Consider the following 18206-nt stretch of genomic DNA (forward strand, 5'->3'; position numbering starts at 1 on the left):
TGTACAGAAAATTGTACATGAAAGACCAATTGTCAACGGTGACCTAAGTCATACAGGTATTAAACTACCGTAAGATGCTGCTAACTTTTGAGGTTCTGGGGCGACGAAGGCGCCGAATCCATCGGCTGAAATCCCGCTCAGTTAGTTTGACGATACGTCAGACGCCCGCCAGCCGCGTATTGGCCGGCTTTACCTATCGGCCGGGAGCGGCTAACCGAACCGCCACATCAAAGCGCCCGCGGCACAATCAACGAATGAACAATGATTCGCAATTTAGCGGAACTGAGGATCGGAGCGACACCCGCCCGATCCTGATCGTCCCCTATATGTGGATCGGCGATTTCGTCCGGAACCATACCGTTGTCCGGGTGCTGAAGGAGCGCTGGCCGAATCGGCCGGTCGATCTCCTGACCACGTCCCTATGCGCCCCCCTGGTCGACTACATGCCCGGCGTCCGCCAGGGGATCCTCTGGGACCTGCCCCGCAGCCGCCTCGCCGTCGGCCGCCAGCTCGGCCTGGCGCGGCTCCTGAGCGAGCGGAACTACGGCACCGCCCTGGTGCTGCCGCGGACCTGGAAGGCCGCCATTGCGCCAGCGCTGGCCGGCATCCCTGAACGGGTCGGCTTCGTTGGCGAGTTCCGGTTCGGCCTGCTCAACCGCTGGCGCTGGGGCGAGAAGAAGCTGCCCCGCTTCATCGACAAGAACGCCGCGCTGGCCCGGCCCGACGGTGCGCCCCTGCCGCCGGAATGGCCGGTGCCGCAATTGCGGGTGCCGGCCGAGGAGATCGCCCACTGGCGGCAGACCAATGGCCTCAGCGCCGGGGCCGCGGTCGCGCTCGCCCCCGGCTCGGTCGGGGTGTCGAAACGCTGGACCTATTATCCCGAGGCCGCCCGCCTGCTGGTCAAGCGCGGGCTCGAGGTCTGGGTGGTCGGCGGCCCCGCGGAAAAGGGCCTCGCCCAGGAGATCGTCGCAGCCGGTGGCCCGGGGGTGCGGGATCTCACGGGCAACGATCTGCGCAACGGCGTCCTCGCCATGGCCGCGGCCGGCGTCGCGATCTCGAACGACTCGGGCCTGATGCATATCGCGGCCGCGCTCGACACGCCCACCTTGGGCATCTTCGGCCCGACTAGCCCCTATCTCTGGGCGCCCCTCAACGGCCTCGCCGCGACCGTGGTCCAGACCAAGAGCGTGCTCGCCTGCCAGCCCTGCCAGAGCACGATCTGCCGGATCAACGACCACCGCTGCATGCGTGACATCGCGGCGCAGGACGTGGTCGAGATCGCACGAGACGTGCTGGCCAGGACGCAGGGACTTGCCAATGTCTGACGGCGGCGCGGCGAAGCCCGCCGCATTCCTCGATCGCGACGGCGTCATCAACCACGACGATAGCTATATCGGCACGCGCGACCGCATCCGTTGGATGCCCAACGTCGCCAGGGCCATCCGCCGTCTCAACGAGGCCGGCTATTGGGTGTTCGTCTTCACCAACCAGTCCGGCGTGGCGCGCGGCCTCTTCACCGAAGACGACGTGAACCGGCTCCACGGCTGGATGCGCGACGAGCTCGCCCGCGACGGCGCGCGGATCGATGACATCCGCTTCTGTCCCCATCATCCACATGGAACGGTCGCCGGCTACATCGGGGAGCATGACTGGCGCAAGCCCGCGCCCGGCATGTTGCGCGATCTCGTCCAGCACTGGCCCGTGCAGCTCGACGGCAGTTTTGTGATCGGAGATCAGGCCCGGGACCTCGAGGCAGGCCAAGCGCTCGGACTGCCGGGCTTTCGCTTTGAAGGCGGCGACCTCGACGCATTCGTGACCGAGGTGATTGCAAAGATTAGGCGGGGGTAGAGGGCGGGAGAACTCGATCTGACCTGCGGTTTATGCTTCATGCGTCTTTCATTGCATCGAGATCGCCGGCGCCATCCGGAATGTCTAAAGTCCCTAAGCCTAAAAACTCTCTGCCTTCAGGCGTAACGCGGCTGAGAATACCAGCGCCGAAAACGTCCTCAAATAATCCCTCCATAACTTTTCGTCCAACGCGCCTGAGCTCGCTGTCAAGCGTCGTCCAATCGTATGTGTTGCGGTATATGCTCAGGTAAGACGATATGGATCTCCACAAATCGACGGTTGCTTGCTGAAAATTGGTCCGCTCTTTGCGGAGATTTTCGAAACTGTACTCCTCCTCCAGTCGCTTCTCTATCTTGGCAATCTGCTTACGTCCCACTCTCTTGATACTGCTTTTCCCGAGCGATTTGCTGACGCGCCATTTTGCTTCGGAACGGGGTATGCGATCGAAAAATGCCTCGATATCTGTTTTCAGACACCAATCATATCTGCGTCGCAATTCGACAGCTCGATCCAACGCGTTCGCGGTCCCTCTTCCTTTGAGGAAGCCGAACGAAAATTCGTTCTCTACGGGCAGTTTTTGCTTCGTAACGAGATGGTTCAATATTGCTTTCTGAACGATCCGGTCGCGAATGACTGGAATGCAGATAAGCCTGTCTTTGGATGAGTTCGGTTTTGGGATAAAAACCGGCTTTAGTCTTGAAGGATGGTATTCGCCGGCGCGCAGCTCAGCAGCAAGGGCAGCGAGCCGCTCATCTATTCGAAAGGCAAACTGCTCAGCCGTTAGCCCATCAAGACCCGGCCGCCCAGGATTGGACGTAGCATTGCGCGAGTCCTTCCATGCGGCACACAGATTTGACTTAGAAAGTATTTTAACTGGCTTTGGGAAACGATGAGATTCAGTTCTCCCAGGCGTAGGGTCGAGCAAGGGTGCACCTAAGCCTGATTGAACGGGCGTCAACCGATGGTCACAGACCGATCTTCTGGCAGTTGGAGCTTTGCGGCTGGCGCGCTATCGCGCGACGCGCTCGGCTCCTGACAAATCACCGTCTAGGAGGTCGTTCGAGGCAAGAAACGGTTACCAACAGCGACATGCTAGGTCAGCGTTTTCTTGGTTCGAATCATATCAGGCGGCCTCGGCCAGTCTGTAGGACCAAGTATGGACGACGGGATGGCGATTGACGTCGTCGATTCCGGCCATGATGCGTTGTTTGAGTTCGTGCTTTGATGTCACCCGGATGTGACGCAGGACGGAGCGGGCGAACTTGGAGAAGAAGCCCTCGACGAGGTTGAGCCAGGAGCCGTGCTTGGGCGTGAACGTAAACTCGAAGCGGCCCGCCGGGCGCGTGCCGAGCCAAGCCCTGGTTTCTCTCGAGATATGCGCGGAATGATTGTCGAGGATCAACTTGATCGCGGTCCTGGCCGGATAGGCGGCATCGAGAAGCTTGAGGAACTCGACGAACTCGCGGCTGCGGTGGCGGTCTTTGACGAGCGCGTGGACCTTGCCGGTCAGCAGATCAATTCCAGCCAACAAGCTGAGCGTGCCATGACGTCGATATTCAAAATCGCGCGCAAAGGCCGGATGGACGCCTGGCACGGGCGGCAAATCCGGCGAACAAGCATCTCGTTCCATGACCGCCAAGTCCAAGGAATCGGTCGTCTAGCTGCTACATGCATGCAACACATCAACGTACACCGCGTGGACTTGAGATTGAGATAGTCAATGCAGCCGCTATTTCGATCGGCTGAAGACTGACGCTCTCCTTGCGCAGGACATTCCGGTTGGCCGTTACCGCCTTCACAAGCCTGCAATAATCCACGGGTACTGCTAGGCGAAGGCGATGGAGACGCAGTCTCCGAATTCGCTTGCCAATCACCCGACTTTTCACTCGGGCCCGGACGAGCTCGGGGCTAACTGCTCATTCGCGACTCTGGCGCGGGGAATGTTGATGTGTGCTTGCTCAATAGCCGGAGAAGATCTAGCGGCGATTGTTTCTGACCTGGGGGGAGCGGATGCTCGCCCCTGATCATCTCAAGCAGAGAATACGCGCGCTTCGGGCGGGATCGCTTTGGCCCACGGACGACATTGGCAACTCCATTCGGGACATTCCGCCGCTGGAATGCCTGTTGCCGCATCGCCCGCCATTCATGCTCATCGATAAAATCGAGCGGGTTGACCTTTCCGGCGAGCGGTTGCGCGCTGTTCGACATCTTGCCGTCGACGATGCGGTATTTGCGGGACATTTTCCAGGTGACCCAATTTACCCCGGCGTTTTGCTGGTCGAGTCGATCGCCCAAGCGGCGGTGTGCCTGTGCAGTTTGCTTTATGCGCCGGACCGCGTGGCCAACCCGGAAACGTGCGTAAGAGTTCGAGCGACGCATATCCATCACGCCGTTTTTCCGAATTCGGCGCACCCGGATGATGACCTCGGCATACAGGTCAGGATGGACGACCGCGATACTTTGAGCTGTTGCTTTTCTGGCCAGGTGTGGGCACGCGACAGGTTGTGCTGCGGCGCCATGGGAGAGTTTCATGTCCTTGGATAGCCGTGTTGTGGTTACCGGCATGGCCGTAAACACGCCACTTGGGGACACGTTAGAGAACTACTTGACGGCGCTGGTCTCAGGCAGGTCTGCAATCAGCCGGTGGTCGTCGTTTCAATCGGACAATATCTACAGCAAGATAGGCGGCGAACTTGCCAATTACGATATGCTCGGCAAGCTTGACGCGATCGGGAAACGCCGCGAGGCATCAACCGCCTTGCGTTTGGCGCGCCGCATGCTCCCAAAGTTGCCGTGGTCTGTCGGCGCTGCAGTGACATTGTCACTCGACGCCCTGTCGGACGCTGGCCTGTCCCCGGGCGATATCGACGCTCACCACACCGCGGTCGTTGTGGGCGGCCACAACCTGCAGAATCAATATCGTTTGCAGAATCAGCACACTTTCGACGACGAGCCGGATTTTATCGATCCGCTGTATGCGGTACACTCCCACGATACGACCCATGTTGGCTGCGTATCGGCCGTGTTGCAGGCCAGAGGAACGGGGATTTTGGTCGGTGCCGCCTGCGCAAGCGGCGCGCACGCCTTGAAAGTTGCAGTCGACGAGGTGCGGCACCATGGCGCGCGCGCCGCCGTCGTAGTGTGTCCACCTTGGGATTTTGCGCCGATCGACATGCAAGCCATGGCTCTGATCGGCGCTATCAGCCAAGACAGTTTCAATGACGAGCCGGAGCGCGCGAGCCGACCTTTCGACGTTCGCCGTGAAGGGTTCGTGCCGGCCCACGGTGGTGCCGCATTGATCGTCGAAAGCGCGGACCACGCGAAGGAGCGGGGCGCTCGCGTGTATGCAGAAATACTCGCCGTCGATACGACGTCAGATGGAAGCTATCTTCCCCAGCCGTCCGAAGAGGGCCAGACGCGCGCGATACAGCGCGCGCTAACGAACGCCGGATTGGCTCCGGAGCAAATCGACTACGTCAACGGCCATTTCACTTCGACTCCGCTCGGAGATGTTTCCGAGATCAAGGCTATCAAAAGCGCTTTTGGAAGGCATGCGCACCACTTGAAGATGAATGCCACAAAATCGATGATTGGACATACGTTATATTCGTCCGCTATCGTCGAGCTTGTTGGCGCAATATTGCAGATGCGCAGCGGTCGACTCCATCCCAGCATCAACATCGACGAAATCGATTCCGCAATCGACTTGGACGTCTGTGCCAACGAAAGCGTCGATTGGCCTGTCCGATATTTTATGAAGAACGCATTCGGGTTCGGCGGTCTCAATGCCTCGATCATTGTCGGACACTGTGATGACATCGGAATCGCCAGATGAATCTGCTTATAACGGGCGGCTCTCGTGGATCGAGTCGATTGCATCGCGGAATAATTAGCAATGCCGTTGTCCTCGGATTCTCGGATGGCGGGATGGGGCGCGAAACTGTGACTATCGGCCCGAGCGAGAAGACGCAGCAGTCCTGGCGGCAATCGTCGTTCGTAAATGGACAGGCAATCTCCCTCACCCGCGCCCCGGATCGGATACCATAAATCATGCGCAACGATCTTCGCGGAAAGGTGGTTCTGATAACGGGTGGAACCCGCGGCATAGGGCGAGCAATGGGGCTTGCGTTCGGAAAACTCGGAGCCATTTGTGCGCTTACGCATAAGTGGGGATCTGCCGATGAGAATGAGCTGAGACGGAGCTACGCAAATTGCGGCGCGCCAGAGCCGATTCTCATTGAGGCCGATGCAGCTCGAGATCAAGATACGCAAACGTTATTGACGACCCTTAGGGAGCATCATGCTGGCATCGATATATTCATATCGAACGTGGCATTCGCGGATGTAACTGCGTCCCCCGCCCAGTACACGCGGCGCGGCCTACTCGCCAGCATCGAGTACACGGCGTGGCCGTTGGTCGCGTACACAGAGAAAATTCGGGATATCTTCGGGGCGCCTCCGAAATACGTCATCGGGCTGTCCTCTATTGGTCCAGACCGTTACATCGCAAACTATGACATGATCGCCTGTTCGAAGGCGGTCCTGGAAACGCTGGCTCGATATCTGGCCCATCATTATGCGTCCGCAGGAACGCGGGTCAACGTCGTTCGGGCGGGTATCGTTCGTACTGAATCGCTCGAAGCCACGCTTGGCGGTCAAAAACTCGAAGCGATCCGATCAGACAGGCCTGACGCATTCATGACCACCGATGAAATCGCTCATTCCGTTGTGGCTCTCTGCAGCGGCTGGATGGATGCCGTTACGGGACAGGTCATAACCGTCGATCGTGGCCAAGCGTTTTCACACGGTGCCGGATTCTAACAGTCAAATCAGGAGCGAGAATATGTCCCGAGACGAAATCATGATTGCCGTTAAACAAAAAGTTGTAGCAATAATACCCAACCTAGAGCTCGGTTCTCTCGATCCCTCGAAACCTCTCGAGGAGTACGGTGGTACGAGCCTCGACCTCGTCGAGATTATCTCGGAGCTGATGCGCGAACTGCGAGCAAAAGTGCCGCGCTCAGAGATAACCGATATCAACACGATTGATGATATCGTCGACTTGCTGCACAAGACGCTGGCACATCAACAGTCATGATCTGATCCAAGCGTCCCTGTTGATCGTGGTCATGCGCTTCGGGATCGGTTCGCCGACAAATAAATCCACCGATCGGGCTCGCGTTGACGATCCTTGCGGATCGAAACCGGTCGCAGAAACACGTCTGGCGTTGCCAGACCGCCCTTCTCACGGCGGGCGGGTCTGGGTACGCACGATGTCGTGCGAAAGGGCAAAGGTATCCGGGACGGCGTCTGCTCCGGCGGGGCCGTATCCGGCGGAATCGTTGCCGCGGTCCGACGCCCGCTACAAGTGTTCACGTTCTTTCTGGAATGGACGCGCCTTGCGGCAAGCGCAGAGTATTTTAGACTTGGCCTATCAAAATTCGATCGAGCCAAGATCGACGTTCGGATTCAGCACACACGATCTGCTTGAGTCATCGTGATGAAGATTACGCTTCGATTGTGCGCAAAGGGCTCTCAAAGATCATTGCTCGTTTGCATCGGTTCGATTCTGACGCCGGACAGGAAATAGGAGCTCGGATGATTAATAATAGTCAGACAACATGCGCTCCAGAGAGATAACAGAGACAGTGATGAGCCGCGAAATTCCGTCTGTATTAATTGGCATGCCGCACCTGGGGCCTTGCGGCCTGTCCGAAAATTGGATGCTTCGCCATGTCGGTGACGTTCACTGGAACCTAATTTGCTCCGGCCTTGGCAAGCGCTCACGCTTCATCACGGACGAAAGTGGAAACAGGCTTTATGCTTCGTTTGTTCGCGTGACGTGGACCTCATCCAAGCCATTGTCGGCTATCAACGAAAGCGATGAGCTTCGAGGATCTACGAGCATGGTCCGCTGCGGGGAAAACATCTTTATCAGCGAAACGCAGCTATCTATCGCCGACGCTCTCATCTCACTGAGATTGGTCTCCATGTTTTCGCGGAGAGAACACAATACATCGAACAAACGCCTTTTGCTGAGCGCGCCGGTTATTCCACTGAACTGCCCAATCAAGGACATCGAGGAAGTTCCATCGTTTGTCGTACAACACCGGTTGCTGCGAAACGCTGCGCTCCCAGTGCATCAGTTCGGTGATGTGGAATTTGATACTGCGGCACAAGCTGACTGGTCATTTGAGTATCAGATTAATGGATATATGGACTTCAACGGCGCCAACCTGCTTTATTTTGCTTCATATCCCACGATAGCTGACATCTGCGTTTCCAGAACAGACCTTGTTAGCTCCCGAGGATCGTTTGACTGGTTTGTTATCGGTTGCCCGCCGATTGGGCGGGACATCTTTTATTATGGAAACGCCAACATAACAGAGACCATTAACTGCGCTCTTGCACCGAAGTCCGGTGTTGCCGGGCTCGAGGCGTACAGTGTGGACCTGTTTCGGAGCTCCGACGGCGCCCGCATTAGCAAGCAGTTTGTACTTCGGCAGAATGTCGCGCACGCCCACCGAAACTAACCTCGACCGCTGACGGCCGAGGTTTTGTAAGCGATCACGAGGTTGAGCCAGGAGCCGTGCTTGGGCGTGAACGTAAACTCGAAGCGGCCCGCCGGGCGCGTGCCGAGCCAAGCCCTGGTTTCTCTCGAGATATGCGCGGAATGATTGTCGAGGATCAACTTGATCGCGGTCCTGGCCGGATAGGCGGCATCGAGAAGCTTGAGGAACTCGACGAACTCGCGGCTGCGGTGGCGGTCTTTGACGAGCGCGTGGACCTTGCCGGTCAGCAGATCAATTCCAGCCAACAAGCTGAGCGTGCCATGACGTCGATATTCAAAATCGCGCGCAAAGGCCGGATGGACGCCTGGCACGGGCGGCAAATCCGGCGCCGTCGTCGCGATGGCCTGGATCCCCGGCTTTTCGTCGTAGGAGACGATCGTCACCGGCTTGCCCGATTTCTTCGACTTGGCTGCGGCCTTTTTCAGGACCTGGACCTCGCGATAGACACACAGGACCTCCGCCATTTTCTGCTCGAACTCGGCATCGCCACGCTCCAGATAGTAGCGCACCTTGTGCGGCTTGATTTCCTCTTGGCCGAGAAGCTTGCACACCGTGCCCCGCACCAGACGGGCGAGACATTCATGTCCCGCCCCCGGTCCGTGCTCGCGCGCATGGCGGGCCAGCAGTCGCGTCGTCCACAACTCGTGCGGATAGCCGTGGTTCTTGGCCTTGTCGCACGCCAAAGATACCAGCCAGGCCTTGGCCTCCGGCGTGATCACCGGCTCCTTGCCCGGGCGCGGGCGATCGTCGAGCGCCGCCAATGCACCGTCAGCCACCGCCCGCTCGACGCAGCGTTGGACCGTCTGATGATGGTCGCCAAGTTTTTGTCCCACCGCAAAGAACGACGGGTTCTCGCGGTAGGCAAGCAGCATCGCGGCCCGCGACACCCGTCTCGCGGGTTCGGTCCTCGACCGCGAAAGAGCCGTCAACGTCGCAATCTCCTCATCGGTCATCGCCAACTCGACCGCTTGCCGCCATCCTGCCATGGTGAAACTCCTCGTTCAGTCAATCGCAAACGAGGAATCCGCGAACAAGCATCTCGTTCCATGACCGCCAAGTCCAAGGAATCGGTCGTCTAGTTGCAGATTTGCAGCCTCGCAAGTCGAAGTAGGCAGTCAGTCGTGGACTTATCCCGAGCTTTCGGCGACGGGTCCGGGTCTCTGGCTCGCTCGCATCGGCTTATAGAGCTTTTGGGATGATGCCATCATGCCCGTGTTTTGCCCGACGCGTCAAGCGAAATTCGTAAAATCCGCATCCGCATTGTACCTGCCCGGCAAGCGATTGATTCCGCTGCCAACGGTTACTGTGCATGGGGTTGTTTTTGCGTTTTCGATCTGCGCTCGCTCAGAGCAGCGGCCGATAGACCTCGCCGATCCGCGCCGCCTCGGCATCGAGGCTGAACCATTCGAGCACGCGCTCGCGACCGCGCTCGCCCATCGCAGTCGCCATGGCCACATCGCGCATCAGCGGCTCGAGCGCCGCCGCCAGCGCGTCCGCATCACCGGTTGGGATCAGCACGCCGGACACGCCATCCTCGACCACGAGCTCGGCAGCTCCAGCACGTGCGGCGACCAGCGCGCTGCCGGCCGCCATCGCCTCGATCAGCGTCAGCCCAAAACCTTCGTTGCGCGAGGTGAAGGCGTAGATCGTCAGCCGCTGATACCAGCGCTGCACCGCTTCGATCGGCAACTCGCCGGTGATGACGATGCGCGATTGCAGATTGGCGGCTTCGATGCGCTTCTTCAGATCGTTCGCAAAGGGCGTCTGTTCGGCCGTGACTTGTCCGACGATGACCGCCGTGAAATCCGGATGGCGCGGCAGCAACCCGCACATCGCATCGACGAATACGTCGGTCCCCTTCTGCGCGCGCACGCGACCAAAACAGCCGATGGCGTAACGGCCAGGCAACCCGCTTTCCGCGAAGGCCGCGGCGCGGTCGACCGGCGGCGCATAGGTTTCGGTGTCGACGCCGTGCGGGATCACGGTCGATTGCACTTTCAGGAACGAGGCCGAGAGATCTGATGTCGCGATGATCGCGTCCATCTGCCGGATCAGCCAGCGCGTGATCCAGCTGTGATGCCGCTGCGCCGCCGAGGTGAACACCAGCTTGAGCGGCCAGCCGAGCCCGCGCAGCAGCGCGCCTGCGATCATCTCGTTGTTGCGGCGCGCATGCCAGATCAGGGGCGACTTGCGCCGCCATAGTTTCAGGACATCGGCGAGGCTCAGCCGCGAAATCCCCTCCGGCACGTCCGAGCCGAACCATGCGGCGCGATAGAGCTTTGCCAGCCGCGGCGCCACCATCCGGTTGGTCGCGGTGACCCCGGAATAGCGCCTGTGCAGATTTGGCACGATCACTTGCAGATCGTCCGGGGAATTCGCCACGTCATGCTCCGTCTGGTGCGCCCCCCTATACGCAACATTAAGCATAGTGACCAGTTCAGCTGCACCGAAACCCCCTCTTCACCGCGCAAACGTTAACTTGGTGCGTTGATCGAAGACGGGTGAGATCATGACTGTGCTAGTCACCGGCGGCGCCGGCTATATCGGAAGTCACACGGTCCTGGCGCTGGCGGAAGCCGGCGAGGACGTCGTCGTGATCGACGATCTCTCCACCGGTTTCTCCGCTTACTTGCCGGAAGGCGTGCCGCTGTTCATTGGCGATGCCGGCGACGAGAATTTGCTCGAAGGCGTGATCGCCCAGCACAACATCGAGAGCATCATCCATTTCGCCGGCTCGGTGGTCGTGCCGGAGTCGATGCGCGATCCGCTCGGCTACTACCGCAACAATTTCATGACCGCGCGCAATCTGCTCAACGTCGCGGTCAAGCGCGGCATCAGCCGCTTCATCTTCTCCTCGACCGCCGCCGTCTACGGCAATCCGGACCAGGTGCCGGTGCCCGAGCACGCGCCGACGCGACCGCTGTCGCCCTACGGCTCGTCGAAGCTGATGACCGAGATCATGCTGCACGACGTCGCCGCCGCCTACGGCATGCAGTACGTGACCTTGCGCTATTTCAACGTCGCGGGTGCCGATCCGCAGGCCCGCATTGGCCTTGCCACCGTCGGCGCCACGCATCTGCTCAAGATCGCGGTCGAAGCCGCGACCGGCCAGCGCGCCAAGATCGACGTGTTCGGCACCGACTACCCGACCCAGGACGGCAGCTGCATCCGCGACTTCATCCACGTCACGGACCTCTCGCAGGCGCATCGCTCGGCGCTCGCTTACCTGCGCAATGGCGGCGCCTCGACGACGCTGAACTGCGGCTATGGCCGCGGCTATTCGGTGCTGGAAACCATCGACGCCGTGCGCCGGGTGTCGGGCCGCAGCTTTGCCGTGCAATACGCTCCGCGCCGGCCCGGCGACATCATGACCATGGTTGCCGACACCAGCCGCATCCGCGGCCTGCTCGACTGGAAGCCGCAATATGAGGACCTCGAGACCATCGCGGCACACGCGCTGGCCTGGGAGGACAAGCTGTTCCGCGAGCGCCACGGCGAGCTCCGCCACGCCGTCTCGGCCTAAAATCCCTCCAGGCGCAAGCCCTTAATTGGGCTTGAAAAGCGGAGCTTTAGCGGGCACAGAGGCCATTCGATCCCTGACGCGCGGGCAGGCTTTTCGCCTTGGCCGTCAATGGACACCGGATGGCCAAGTTTCCAAAGAAAATCACCGACGATCCCTATGCGGCGATGGTCCTCATTCGCCGCCTGGTCACGGAACAGGGCGTCGTCTACTGGCGGCGCTACCTCGTTGCCTTCGCGCTGATGGCGGCGGCCGCCGGCGCCACCGCAGGCGCGACCTACGTGCTCGGCCAGGTCATCAACCAGGCCTATGTCGACAAGAACATCCCGGGCATCGCGATGTTCTCGGGCATCACGGTGATCCTGCTGTTCATCAAGGGCGTGGCGACCTACGGCCACATGGTGATCCTGACCAAAATCAGCAACGCCATCCTCGCCACCAACCAACGCCAGCTGTTCGCCAAGCTGATGCGCGAAAGCGTCGGCTTCTTCTCGGAGCGGCATTCGTCGGAATTTTTGGCGCGGCTCACGGCCGGCGCCAAATCCATCACCGACGTGCTCAACATGCTGGTCAACGCCATCGGGCGCGACCTCATGATGCTGCTCGCCATGATCGGCGTGATGGTGTGGCAGGATCCGCTGATGTCGCTGATCGGCCTCGTCGCGGTGCCGCCGGCGATGCTGGTGCTGCGCAAGCTGGTCAAGCGCATCAAGGGTCTCGCCTTCAACCAGTTCACCGGCACCGCCGACATCATGGAGACCATGCAGGAATCGCTGCAAGGCATCCGCACGGTCAAGGCGTTCACGCTTGAAGAGACGATGCAGAAGCGCATCGACGAGAACATCGCGATCGTCGAGCGCAACGCCAACAAGATGGCCCGCGTCGCCAACCGCTCCAACCCGCTGATGGAAATGCTCGGCGGCTTCGCGGTCGCCGGCTGCTTGCTCTATGGCGGCTACAGCGTGGTCGCGCTCAACGCCACGCCCGGGGCGTTTTTCTCCTTCATGACCGCGTTCCTGATGGCGACCGAGCCGGCCAAGCGGCTGGCGCGGCTCAACATCGACCTCAACAGCCAGCTCGTCGGCGCGCGCATGCTGCTCGAGGTCGTTGACAGCCCGGCCAGCGAGCACTCCGACGACGACAAGCCGGCGCTCAAGCTCTCCGATGCGCGGATCGAGCTGCGCGACGTCAGCTTCTCCTATCGCGCCAATGAAACCGTGCTCAACCGCATGAGTTTTGTCGCCGAGCCCGGCAAGGTCACCGCGCTGGTCGGCCCCTCCGGCGGCGGCAAGTCGACCGTGCTAGCGCTGCTGTTGCGCTTCTACGAGGTGACGCAAGGTGACATCGTGATCGACGGCCAGTCGATCGGCGCGGTGTCGCGCAAATCGCTGCGGGCGCAGACCGCCTATGTCGGCCAGGACGTCTATCTGTTCCGCGACACCATCCGCAACAACATCGCCTTCGGCAAACCGGGCGCGGGCGACAACGAGATCATCGAGGCGGCGAAGGCCGCCTGCGCGCATGATTTCATCATGGGCTTCCCGCTCGGCTACGACACGCCGGTCGGCGAGCACGGCACGCAGCTCTCGGGCGGCCAGCGCCAGCGCATCGCGGTAGCCCGCGCGCTGATCAAGAACGCGCCGCTCATCCTGCTGGACGAAGCCACCGCCGCGCTCGATTCCGAGTCCGAGCGGCAGGTGCAGGAGGCGATCGAGCATCTCTGCCTGAACCGCACCACCATCGTGATCGCGCACCGTCTGCACACCATCATGCACGCCGATGCGATCCTGGTGGTCGAGGGCGGCGAGATCGTCGAGCAGGGCCGGCATGACGAGCTGCTGCGCCGCTCGGGCCGCTACGCCTCGTTCTTCCGCCTGCAACATCGCGACGCCGGCGCTCTGGCGCCGATCAGCGCCACCGCATAGAGTTCCCTCCACCTCAAGAGCAGCGAGATCGCTTCATGAACGCCGCCTCCTACGTCATCCCGCTTCCGCCCCAGGCTTCGCTTCCCGTCGTCGGCGAGGCCGGCCGTTATCCGGTGCGCCGCATCTGGTGCGTCGGCCGTAACTATCTCGAGCACATCCGCGAGATGGGCAATGACGAGCGCGCGCCGCCGTTCTTCTTCGCCAAGCACGCCGACATGCTGGTGCCCGATGGCGACACCGTCCCCTATCCGCCGCTCACGAAAGACCTGCATCACGAGGTCGAGCTGATCGTCGCGATGAAGAGCGGCGGTCTCAACATCCCCGCCGAGAAGGCGCTCGACCATGTCTACGGCTACGCCGTCGGCATCGACCTCACCCGCCGCGACCTCCAGATCGCCTCGCGCAAAAAGGAGCGTCCGTGGGAGGTCGGCAAGTCGTTCGACGGCTCGGCGCCGGCTTCCGCGGTGCAGCCGGCCTCGAAGATCGGCCATCCCTCCAAGGGCAAGATCTGGCTCACCGTCAACGGCAAGGAAGCGCAGAAGGGCGACCTCAGCGAGCTGATCTGGAACGTGCCGGAGATCATCTGGCAGCTGTCCCAGCAGGTGAAGCTCGCCGCCGGCGACATCATCATGACGGGCACGCCGGCCGGCGTGTCGCAGCTCCAGCCCGGCGACAAGCTCGAATGCGGCGTCGACGGCGTCGGCACGCTGAAGGTCACGATCGGCCAGCCGGAATAACCTGCACAACAGCTCGAAATCAAAAGGCCCCGGAATCGTCCGGGGCCTTTCCATTTCCGATCGCTCTACCAGGCCTTCACCGGCCGGCTGGCGTGGCTCGCCTGCGGCACACCGCGGTTGAGCGACATGTGCGAATGCACGCACAGCCAGCCATCGGCACTCCTCGAAAACACCATCGTCGCCCGGCCCGGCCGTGGAAACGCGCTGCCATCGGGATGATAGCCCGTGCTGGTCCACGGCGCGATCACCGTCGCCATCGTGCCATCGGGGGACGCCAGGATCGAGGTCTGCTCGAGCACGAACCGAAAGTCGGTCGTCTTCGGCCAGACGTTGTTCCATTGGGACGAGACCCATTGATCGACGCCCGGGATGACATCGTTATGCGTCCCGAAGGCCAGCACATCAGGATGGAAGAGCGGCCGAGCCGAGGCGTAGTCGACCTCGCGGACATAGCCTTCGAAGGTGTCCAGCCATTCGCGGAAGAATTGCTCGGTGTCGATGTTCGCAAGTGGCAACGGGGCCATTGCCTGCTCCATGTTTGGCCGCTAAATCGCGGCAACCTTGTTGCCACGGACGGAACTATGCAGCAAGATTCGCGAGGCTCGGACCGGAAGGTCCGCCGCAGAGACTGCATCATAAAGCGAGAGGATGTCTCGGATGTCGAACACGATCACGGAGCTCGAGGGGCTGCTGATGCAGCGCTCGCTCACCGACCCACAGCTTGTCGCGGCCGCGGAGAAAGCTTCGGACTTCCGCATCCTGCCAGATGCAACGGTCATCAAGATCGGCGGCCAGAGCATGATCGATCGCGGCCGCGCCGCGGTCTATCCGATCGTCGAGGAGATCGTCGCCGCGCGCAAGGCACACAAGCTCCTGATCGGAACCGGCGCCGGCACCCGCGCGCGGCATCTCTATTCGATCGCGGCAGGTCTTCGCCTGCCAGCTGGCGTGCTGTCGCAACTCGGCGCCTCCGTGGCCGACCAGAACGCTGCGATGCTCGGACAGCTTCTGGCCAAGCACGGCATCTCCGCCGTCAGCAGCGCCGGGCTCTCGTCCGTGCCGCTATTCCTCGCAGAGGTGAACGCGGTGATCTTCAGCGGCATGCCCCCCTATAGCCTGTGGATGCGGCCCGCGGCCGAAGGCGTGATCCCGCCCTACCGCACCGATGCCGGATGCTTCCTCGTCGCCGAGCAGTTCGGCTGCAGGGCGATGATCTATGTGAAGGACGAGAACGGCCTCTACACCGCGAACCCGAAGACGTCAGAGAAAGCGACCTTCATTCCAAAAATCTCGGTGGCGGAAATGAAGGCCAAGGGTCTCCAGGATTCCATCCTGGAATTCCCGGTGCTCGATCTCCTCACCGCCGCGCGCCACGTCCGCCAGGTGCAGGTCGTGAACGGCCTCGTTCCCGGCAATCTCACCCGCGCGCTCGCGGGCGAGCATGTCGGCACCATCATCACCGCGAGCTGAAGAGAGCCCCGTCATGGCTGACACCAACCAGATCAAGCACATCGCCTCGCCGCTCGCGCGCCAGACCTTGCTCGACAGCGATCTCACCCGCCCCGTCGCCGGCAACCGCCCGATCAAGCTGCTGCCCTGGCTGCAAGTGATCAAGATCGGCGGCCGCATTATGGACCGTGGCCACGAAGCGATCTTGCCGCTCGTCGAGGAATTGCGCGCGCTGCTGCCCGAGCATCGGCTGCTGATCCTGACCGGCGCCGGCATCCGCGCCCGCCATCTCTACAGCGTCGGTCTCGACCTCGGCCTGCCGGTCGGCTCGCTCGCACCGCTCGCGGCCAGTGAGGCCGGCCAGAACGGCCACATCCTTGCAAGCCTCCTCGCGCCGGAAGGCGTCTCCTATATCGAGCACGGCACCATCGCGAGCCAGCTCGCGATCCACCTCCAGGCAGCGCGCGCGGTCGTCGGCAGCGCGTTCCCGCCGTACCACCATCACGAATTCCCGACCTCGCGCATCCCGCTGCATCGGGCCGACACCGGCGCCTTCCTGCTCGCCGACGCGCTCGGGGCCGCGAGCTTGACGATCGTCGAGGACGTCGACGGCGTCTACACCACCGATCCCAATGGCGCCGACGGCAAGAAAGCCGAGCTCCTGAAGGAGACCAGCTTTGCCGAGCTCGCGAAGCTGACGGGCACGCTGCCGTTCGATCCCGCGCTGCTCGAGGTGATGGCGAACGCACGGCACATCGCGCGCGTGCAGGTGGTCAACGGCCTCGTGCCGGGCCGGATCAGCGCAGCACTGCGCGGGCAGCATGTCGGATCAATCATCAATACTGGCGCCAAGCCGGTGTGACATCACGGCAAGGTCTGCAAAAAACCGACATCACCGCAGCGCCGATAGCACGATCAGGCCGAGGATCAGCGCCGTCAGCGAGTATTTCAGCGTGTAGTAGACGTTACGGTTCCACTCCTTGACCTTGCGGCTGCCGAGATGGATCTCGTAGAGCTTGCCGAACACCTTGTTGAGCACGCCGACGCTCTCGCCGTCGACGTTCTGGGTCGCCGATGCCTTGACGATGTGATGGCTGACCCAGCGGTTGATCGCAGTCATGAAGCCGAACTTCATGGGACGCTCGACGTCGCAGAACAGGATGATGCGGTTGACGTCGGTCGCATTCTCAGCGCTGTGGATAAAAGTCTCGTCGAACATGAAGGCCTCGCCGTCGCGCCAGACGCATTCGACGCCGTCGACCAGGATGCGGCACTTGTTCGAGTTCGGCGTGACGAGACCGAGGTGATAGCGCAGCGAGCCGGCGAAGGGATCGCGATGCGCGCCGAGCTTGCCGCCCGGCGGCAGCATCGCGAACATCGCGCCGTGCACGCTCGGAATCGAATTGAGCAGCTCCACCGTCTTCGGGCACAGCGTGCGCGCCGAGGGCAGGAAGTCGTCGTACCATTTCAGGTAAAACCGTTTCCAGCCGCTCTTGAAGAACGAGTAGAAGCCCCAATCATTGTTCTTCGCTGCCGCGCGGATAAAACCTTCGTCGAACAGGCGGACGGCCTCGTCGCGGATGGTCTCCCAGTTATCGGCGAGCGGCTTCAGCTCGGGAAACTGCTCGACGGCAATGACGGGTTTGTTCGGCACCGCCGAGCCCGCATACATCAGCACGTTGTAAGGTGCGAGATAGGTCGAGTGATCGCCAAGCTGGCGTGCGAAGCGCAGTCGCTGCTTGCCCCGGAAGTGAACGTAAATCGTCGATGCCGCAAGCACATACAAAATGACGAGTTGCGGCGCAAAAAGCTGCTTCAGCATTTCCCCAAATCCCGAGTGACCCAGCCGGGGACGTGATCTAACGCGGCCCGACCCCACCGGCAAGATATTCACCGGGGGTTGCGGTCACGCTGGGGAGAGCTGGGGCACGGAACCTGGGGTAAAATGGACCGAAACGAGCCGAATCACGCCCGGGACAGCGCCTGGAGACCCTTAAAGGTCAGGCGCTTGGGGTCGGTGACGCCGGCGAGATAGAGCCGGCGGATGAAGGCGATGACGGCATCGCGATCGCAATCGGTCAGCGCGACGACGGCGTCGACCGCGATCTTCTGGGCTTCCATTGGGCTCACCTCGGCCTTGCGAGTAACCCCGGCC

Annotated in this window: 18 protein-coding genes and 1 pseudogene; 12 read left to right on the top strand and 7 right to left on the bottom strand. The window is 61.3% G+C overall.

Annotated elements, in window-relative coordinates; genetic code table 11:
* Positions 1-254 precede the first annotated feature (254 nt).
* Positions 255-1325 (top strand): lipopolysaccharide heptosyltransferase II, encoded by a 1071-nt coding sequence (gene waaF, locus ACP2YP_RS27285; protein WP_426419350.1) that lies wholly within the window; start codon positions 255-257, stop codon positions 1323-1325.
* Positions 1318-1848 (top strand): D-glycero-alpha-D-manno-heptose-1,7-bisphosphate 7-phosphatase, encoded by a 531-nt coding sequence (locus ACP2YP_RS27290; protein WP_426419351.1) that lies wholly within the window; start codon positions 1318-1320, stop codon positions 1846-1848. Before waaF ends, ACP2YP_RS27290 begins: the two co-directional genes overlap by 8 nt.
* 37 nt (positions 1849-1885) lie before the next feature.
* Here the strand turns inward: ACP2YP_RS27290 and ACP2YP_RS27295 are convergent, their stop codons facing one another.
* Both ACP2YP_RS27295 and ACP2YP_RS27300 read right to left on the bottom strand, forming a co-directional pair.
* A complete protein-coding gene (locus tag ACP2YP_RS27295; protein WP_426419352.1) occupies positions 1886-2773 on the bottom strand; it encodes a reverse transcriptase domain-containing protein in 888 nt (295 codons plus the stop codon).
* Positions 2774-2971: 198 nt separating this feature from the next.
* Positions 2972-3460 (bottom strand): annotated as a pseudogene (locus ACP2YP_RS27300) (IS630 family transposase); the annotation flags it as partial.
* Positions 3461-3834: 374 nt separating this feature from the next.
* On the opposite strand from ACP2YP_RS27300, the gene ACP2YP_RS27305 reads away from it, so the two are divergent.
* The 5 genes from ACP2YP_RS27305 to ACP2YP_RS27325 all read left to right on the top strand — a co-directional run bounded on the left by ACP2YP_RS27305 (position 3835) and on the right by ACP2YP_RS27325 (position 8381).
* Positions 3835-4392: a 3-hydroxyacyl-ACP dehydratase FabZ family protein gene (locus ACP2YP_RS27305; protein WP_426419353.1), complete on the top strand. Its 558-nt coding sequence runs from the start codon at positions 3835-3837 to the stop codon at positions 4390-4392.
* Positions 4379-5683 (top strand): beta-ketoacyl-[acyl-carrier-protein] synthase family protein, encoded by a 1305-nt coding sequence (locus ACP2YP_RS27310; RefSeq protein ID WP_426419354.1) that lies wholly within the window; start codon positions 4379-4381, stop codon positions 5681-5683. The genes ACP2YP_RS27305 and ACP2YP_RS27310 overlap by 14 nt, the downstream gene beginning before the upstream one ends.
* Before the next feature lie 215 nt (positions 5684-5898).
* The gene (locus tag ACP2YP_RS27315; protein ID WP_426419355.1) at positions 5899-6669 is read left to right on the top strand and encodes an SDR family oxidoreductase; all 771 of its coding nucleotides are present in this window, start codon (positions 5899-5901) and stop codon (positions 6667-6669) included.
* Positions 6670-6691: 22 nt separating this feature from the next.
* Positions 6692-6946: a phosphopantetheine-binding protein gene (locus tag ACP2YP_RS27320; protein WP_426419356.1), complete on the top strand. Its 255-nt coding sequence runs from the start codon at positions 6692-6694 to the stop codon at positions 6944-6946.
* A gap of 553 nt (positions 6947-7499) precedes the next feature.
* Entirely contained in the window at positions 7500-8381 is an 882-nt protein-coding gene (locus tag ACP2YP_RS27325) for a Pnap_2097 family protein (RefSeq protein ID WP_426419357.1), read from the top strand.
* On the opposite strand, the gene ACP2YP_RS27330 is transcribed toward ACP2YP_RS27325, so the two are convergent.
* The gene (locus tag ACP2YP_RS27330) at positions 8378-9307 is read right to left on the bottom strand and encodes an IS630 family transposase (protein ID WP_426419358.1); all 930 of its coding nucleotides are present in this window, start codon (positions 9305-9307) and stop codon (positions 8378-8380) included. The genes ACP2YP_RS27325 and ACP2YP_RS27330 overlap by 4 nt on opposite strands.
* Before the next feature lie 457 nt (positions 9308-9764).
* Positions 9765-10802, bottom strand: coding sequence for a glycosyltransferase family 4 protein (locus tag ACP2YP_RS27335; protein WP_426419359.1), 1038 nt, complete (start codon positions 10800-10802; stop codon positions 9765-9767).
* 127 nt (positions 10803-10929) lie between these two features.
* Between ACP2YP_RS27335 and galE the strand changes: the two genes are divergently transcribed.
* From galE to ACP2YP_RS27350, 3 genes are all read left to right on the top strand, one after another.
* Complete coding sequence (galE, locus tag ACP2YP_RS27340) at positions 10930-11943, top strand: UDP-glucose 4-epimerase GalE (protein WP_426419360.1); 1014 nt, start codon at positions 10930-10932, stop codon at positions 11941-11943.
* Positions 11944-12062: 119 nt separating this feature from the next.
* Entirely contained in the window at positions 12063-13865 is a 1803-nt protein-coding gene (locus tag ACP2YP_RS27345) for an ABC transporter ATP-binding protein (protein WP_426419361.1), read from the top strand.
* A gap of 35 nt (positions 13866-13900) precedes the next feature.
* A complete protein-coding gene (locus ACP2YP_RS27350; RefSeq protein ID WP_426419362.1) occupies positions 13901-14602 on the top strand; it encodes a fumarylacetoacetate hydrolase family protein in 702 nt (233 codons plus the stop codon).
* Positions 14603-14667: 65 nt separating this feature from the next.
* Here ACP2YP_RS27350 and ACP2YP_RS27355 read toward each other — a convergent pair whose 3' ends face one another.
* The gene (locus ACP2YP_RS27355) at positions 14668-15126 is read right to left on the bottom strand and encodes a YybH family protein (RefSeq protein ID WP_426419363.1); all 459 of its coding nucleotides are present in this window, start codon (positions 15124-15126) and stop codon (positions 14668-14670) included.
* A gap of 133 nt (positions 15127-15259) precedes the next feature.
* Here ACP2YP_RS27355 and ACP2YP_RS27360 point away from each other — a divergent pair, with 133 nt between their 5' ends.
* Both ACP2YP_RS27360 and ACP2YP_RS27365 read left to right on the top strand, forming a co-directional pair.
* On the top strand, positions 15260-16072 hold the full coding sequence (locus tag ACP2YP_RS27360) for a uridine kinase (protein ID WP_426419364.1): 813 nt from the start codon (positions 15260-15262) through the stop codon (positions 16070-16072).
* 13 nt (positions 16073-16085) lie between these two features.
* Positions 16086-16913: a molybdenum storage protein subunit alpha gene (locus tag ACP2YP_RS27365; protein WP_426419365.1), complete on the top strand. Its 828-nt coding sequence runs from the start codon at positions 16086-16088 to the stop codon at positions 16911-16913.
* A 30-nt stretch (positions 16914-16943) separates the two neighbouring features.
* On the opposite strand, the gene ACP2YP_RS27370 is transcribed toward ACP2YP_RS27365, so the two are convergent.
* Positions 16944-17873 (bottom strand): aspartyl/asparaginyl beta-hydroxylase domain-containing protein, encoded by a 930-nt coding sequence (locus ACP2YP_RS27370; RefSeq protein ID WP_426419366.1) that lies wholly within the window; start codon positions 17871-17873, stop codon positions 16944-16946.
* Positions 17874-18016: 143 nt separating this feature from the next.
* Positions 18017-18172, bottom strand: a complete 156-nt coding sequence (locus ACP2YP_RS27375) for a hypothetical protein (RefSeq protein ID WP_014493894.1) — start codon at positions 18170-18172, stop codon at positions 18017-18019.
* Positions 18173-18206: the final 34 nt, after the last annotated feature.

The organism is Bradyrhizobium genosp. A (genome assembly GCF_049949275.1).
Lineage (GTDB): Bacteria > Pseudomonadota > Alphaproteobacteria > Rhizobiales > Xanthobacteraceae > Bradyrhizobium.

What these genes read in the sequence shown, in the direction of transcription:
- waaF (WP_426419350.1), top strand. Translation starts at nt 255, where the DNA reads ATGAACAATGATTCGCAATTTAGCGGAACTGAGGATCGGAGCGACACC.
- ACP2YP_RS27290 (WP_426419351.1), top strand. Translation starts at nt 1,318, where the DNA reads ATGTCTGACGGCGGCGCGGCGAAGCCCGCCGCATTCCTCGATCGCGAC.
- ACP2YP_RS27310 (WP_426419354.1), top strand. Translation starts at nt 4,379, where the DNA reads ATGTCCTTGGATAGCCGTGTTGTGGTTACCGGCATGGCCGTAAACACG.
- ACP2YP_RS27315 (WP_426419355.1), top strand. Translation starts at nt 5,899, where the DNA reads ATGCGCAACGATCTTCGCGGAAAGGTGGTTCTGATAACGGGTGGAACC.
- ACP2YP_RS27320 (WP_426419356.1), top strand. Translation starts at nt 6,692, where the DNA reads ATGTCCCGAGACGAAATCATGATTGCCGTTAAACAAAAAGTTGTAGCA.
- ACP2YP_RS27325 (WP_426419357.1), top strand. Translation starts at nt 7,500, where the DNA reads ATGAGCCGCGAAATTCCGTCTGTATTAATTGGCATGCCGCACCTGGGG.
- galE (WP_426419360.1), top strand. Translation starts at nt 10,930, where the DNA reads ATGACTGTGCTAGTCACCGGCGGCGCCGGCTATATCGGAAGTCACACG.
- ACP2YP_RS27345 (WP_426419361.1), top strand. Translation starts at nt 12,063, where the DNA reads ATGGCCAAGTTTCCAAAGAAAATCACCGACGATCCCTATGCGGCGATG.
- ACP2YP_RS27350 (WP_426419362.1), top strand. Translation starts at nt 13,901, where the DNA reads ATGAACGCCGCCTCCTACGTCATCCCGCTTCCGCCCCAGGCTTCGCTT.
- ACP2YP_RS27355 (WP_426419363.1), bottom strand. Translation starts at nt 15,126, where the DNA reads ATGGCCCCGTTGCCACTTGCGAACATCGACACCGAGCAATTCTTCCGC.
- ACP2YP_RS27360 (WP_426419364.1), top strand. Translation starts at nt 15,260, where the DNA reads ATGTCGAACACGATCACGGAGCTCGAGGGGCTGCTGATGCAGCGCTCG.
- ACP2YP_RS27365 (WP_426419365.1), top strand. Translation starts at nt 16,086, where the DNA reads ATGGCTGACACCAACCAGATCAAGCACATCGCCTCGCCGCTCGCGCGC.
- ACP2YP_RS27370 (WP_426419366.1), bottom strand. Translation starts at nt 17,873, where the DNA reads ATGCTGAAGCAGCTTTTTGCGCCGCAACTCGTCATTTTGTATGTGCTT.
- ACP2YP_RS27375 (WP_014493894.1), bottom strand. Translation starts at nt 18,172, where the DNA reads ATGGAAGCCCAGAAGATCGCGGTCGACGCCGTCGTCGCGCTGACCGAT.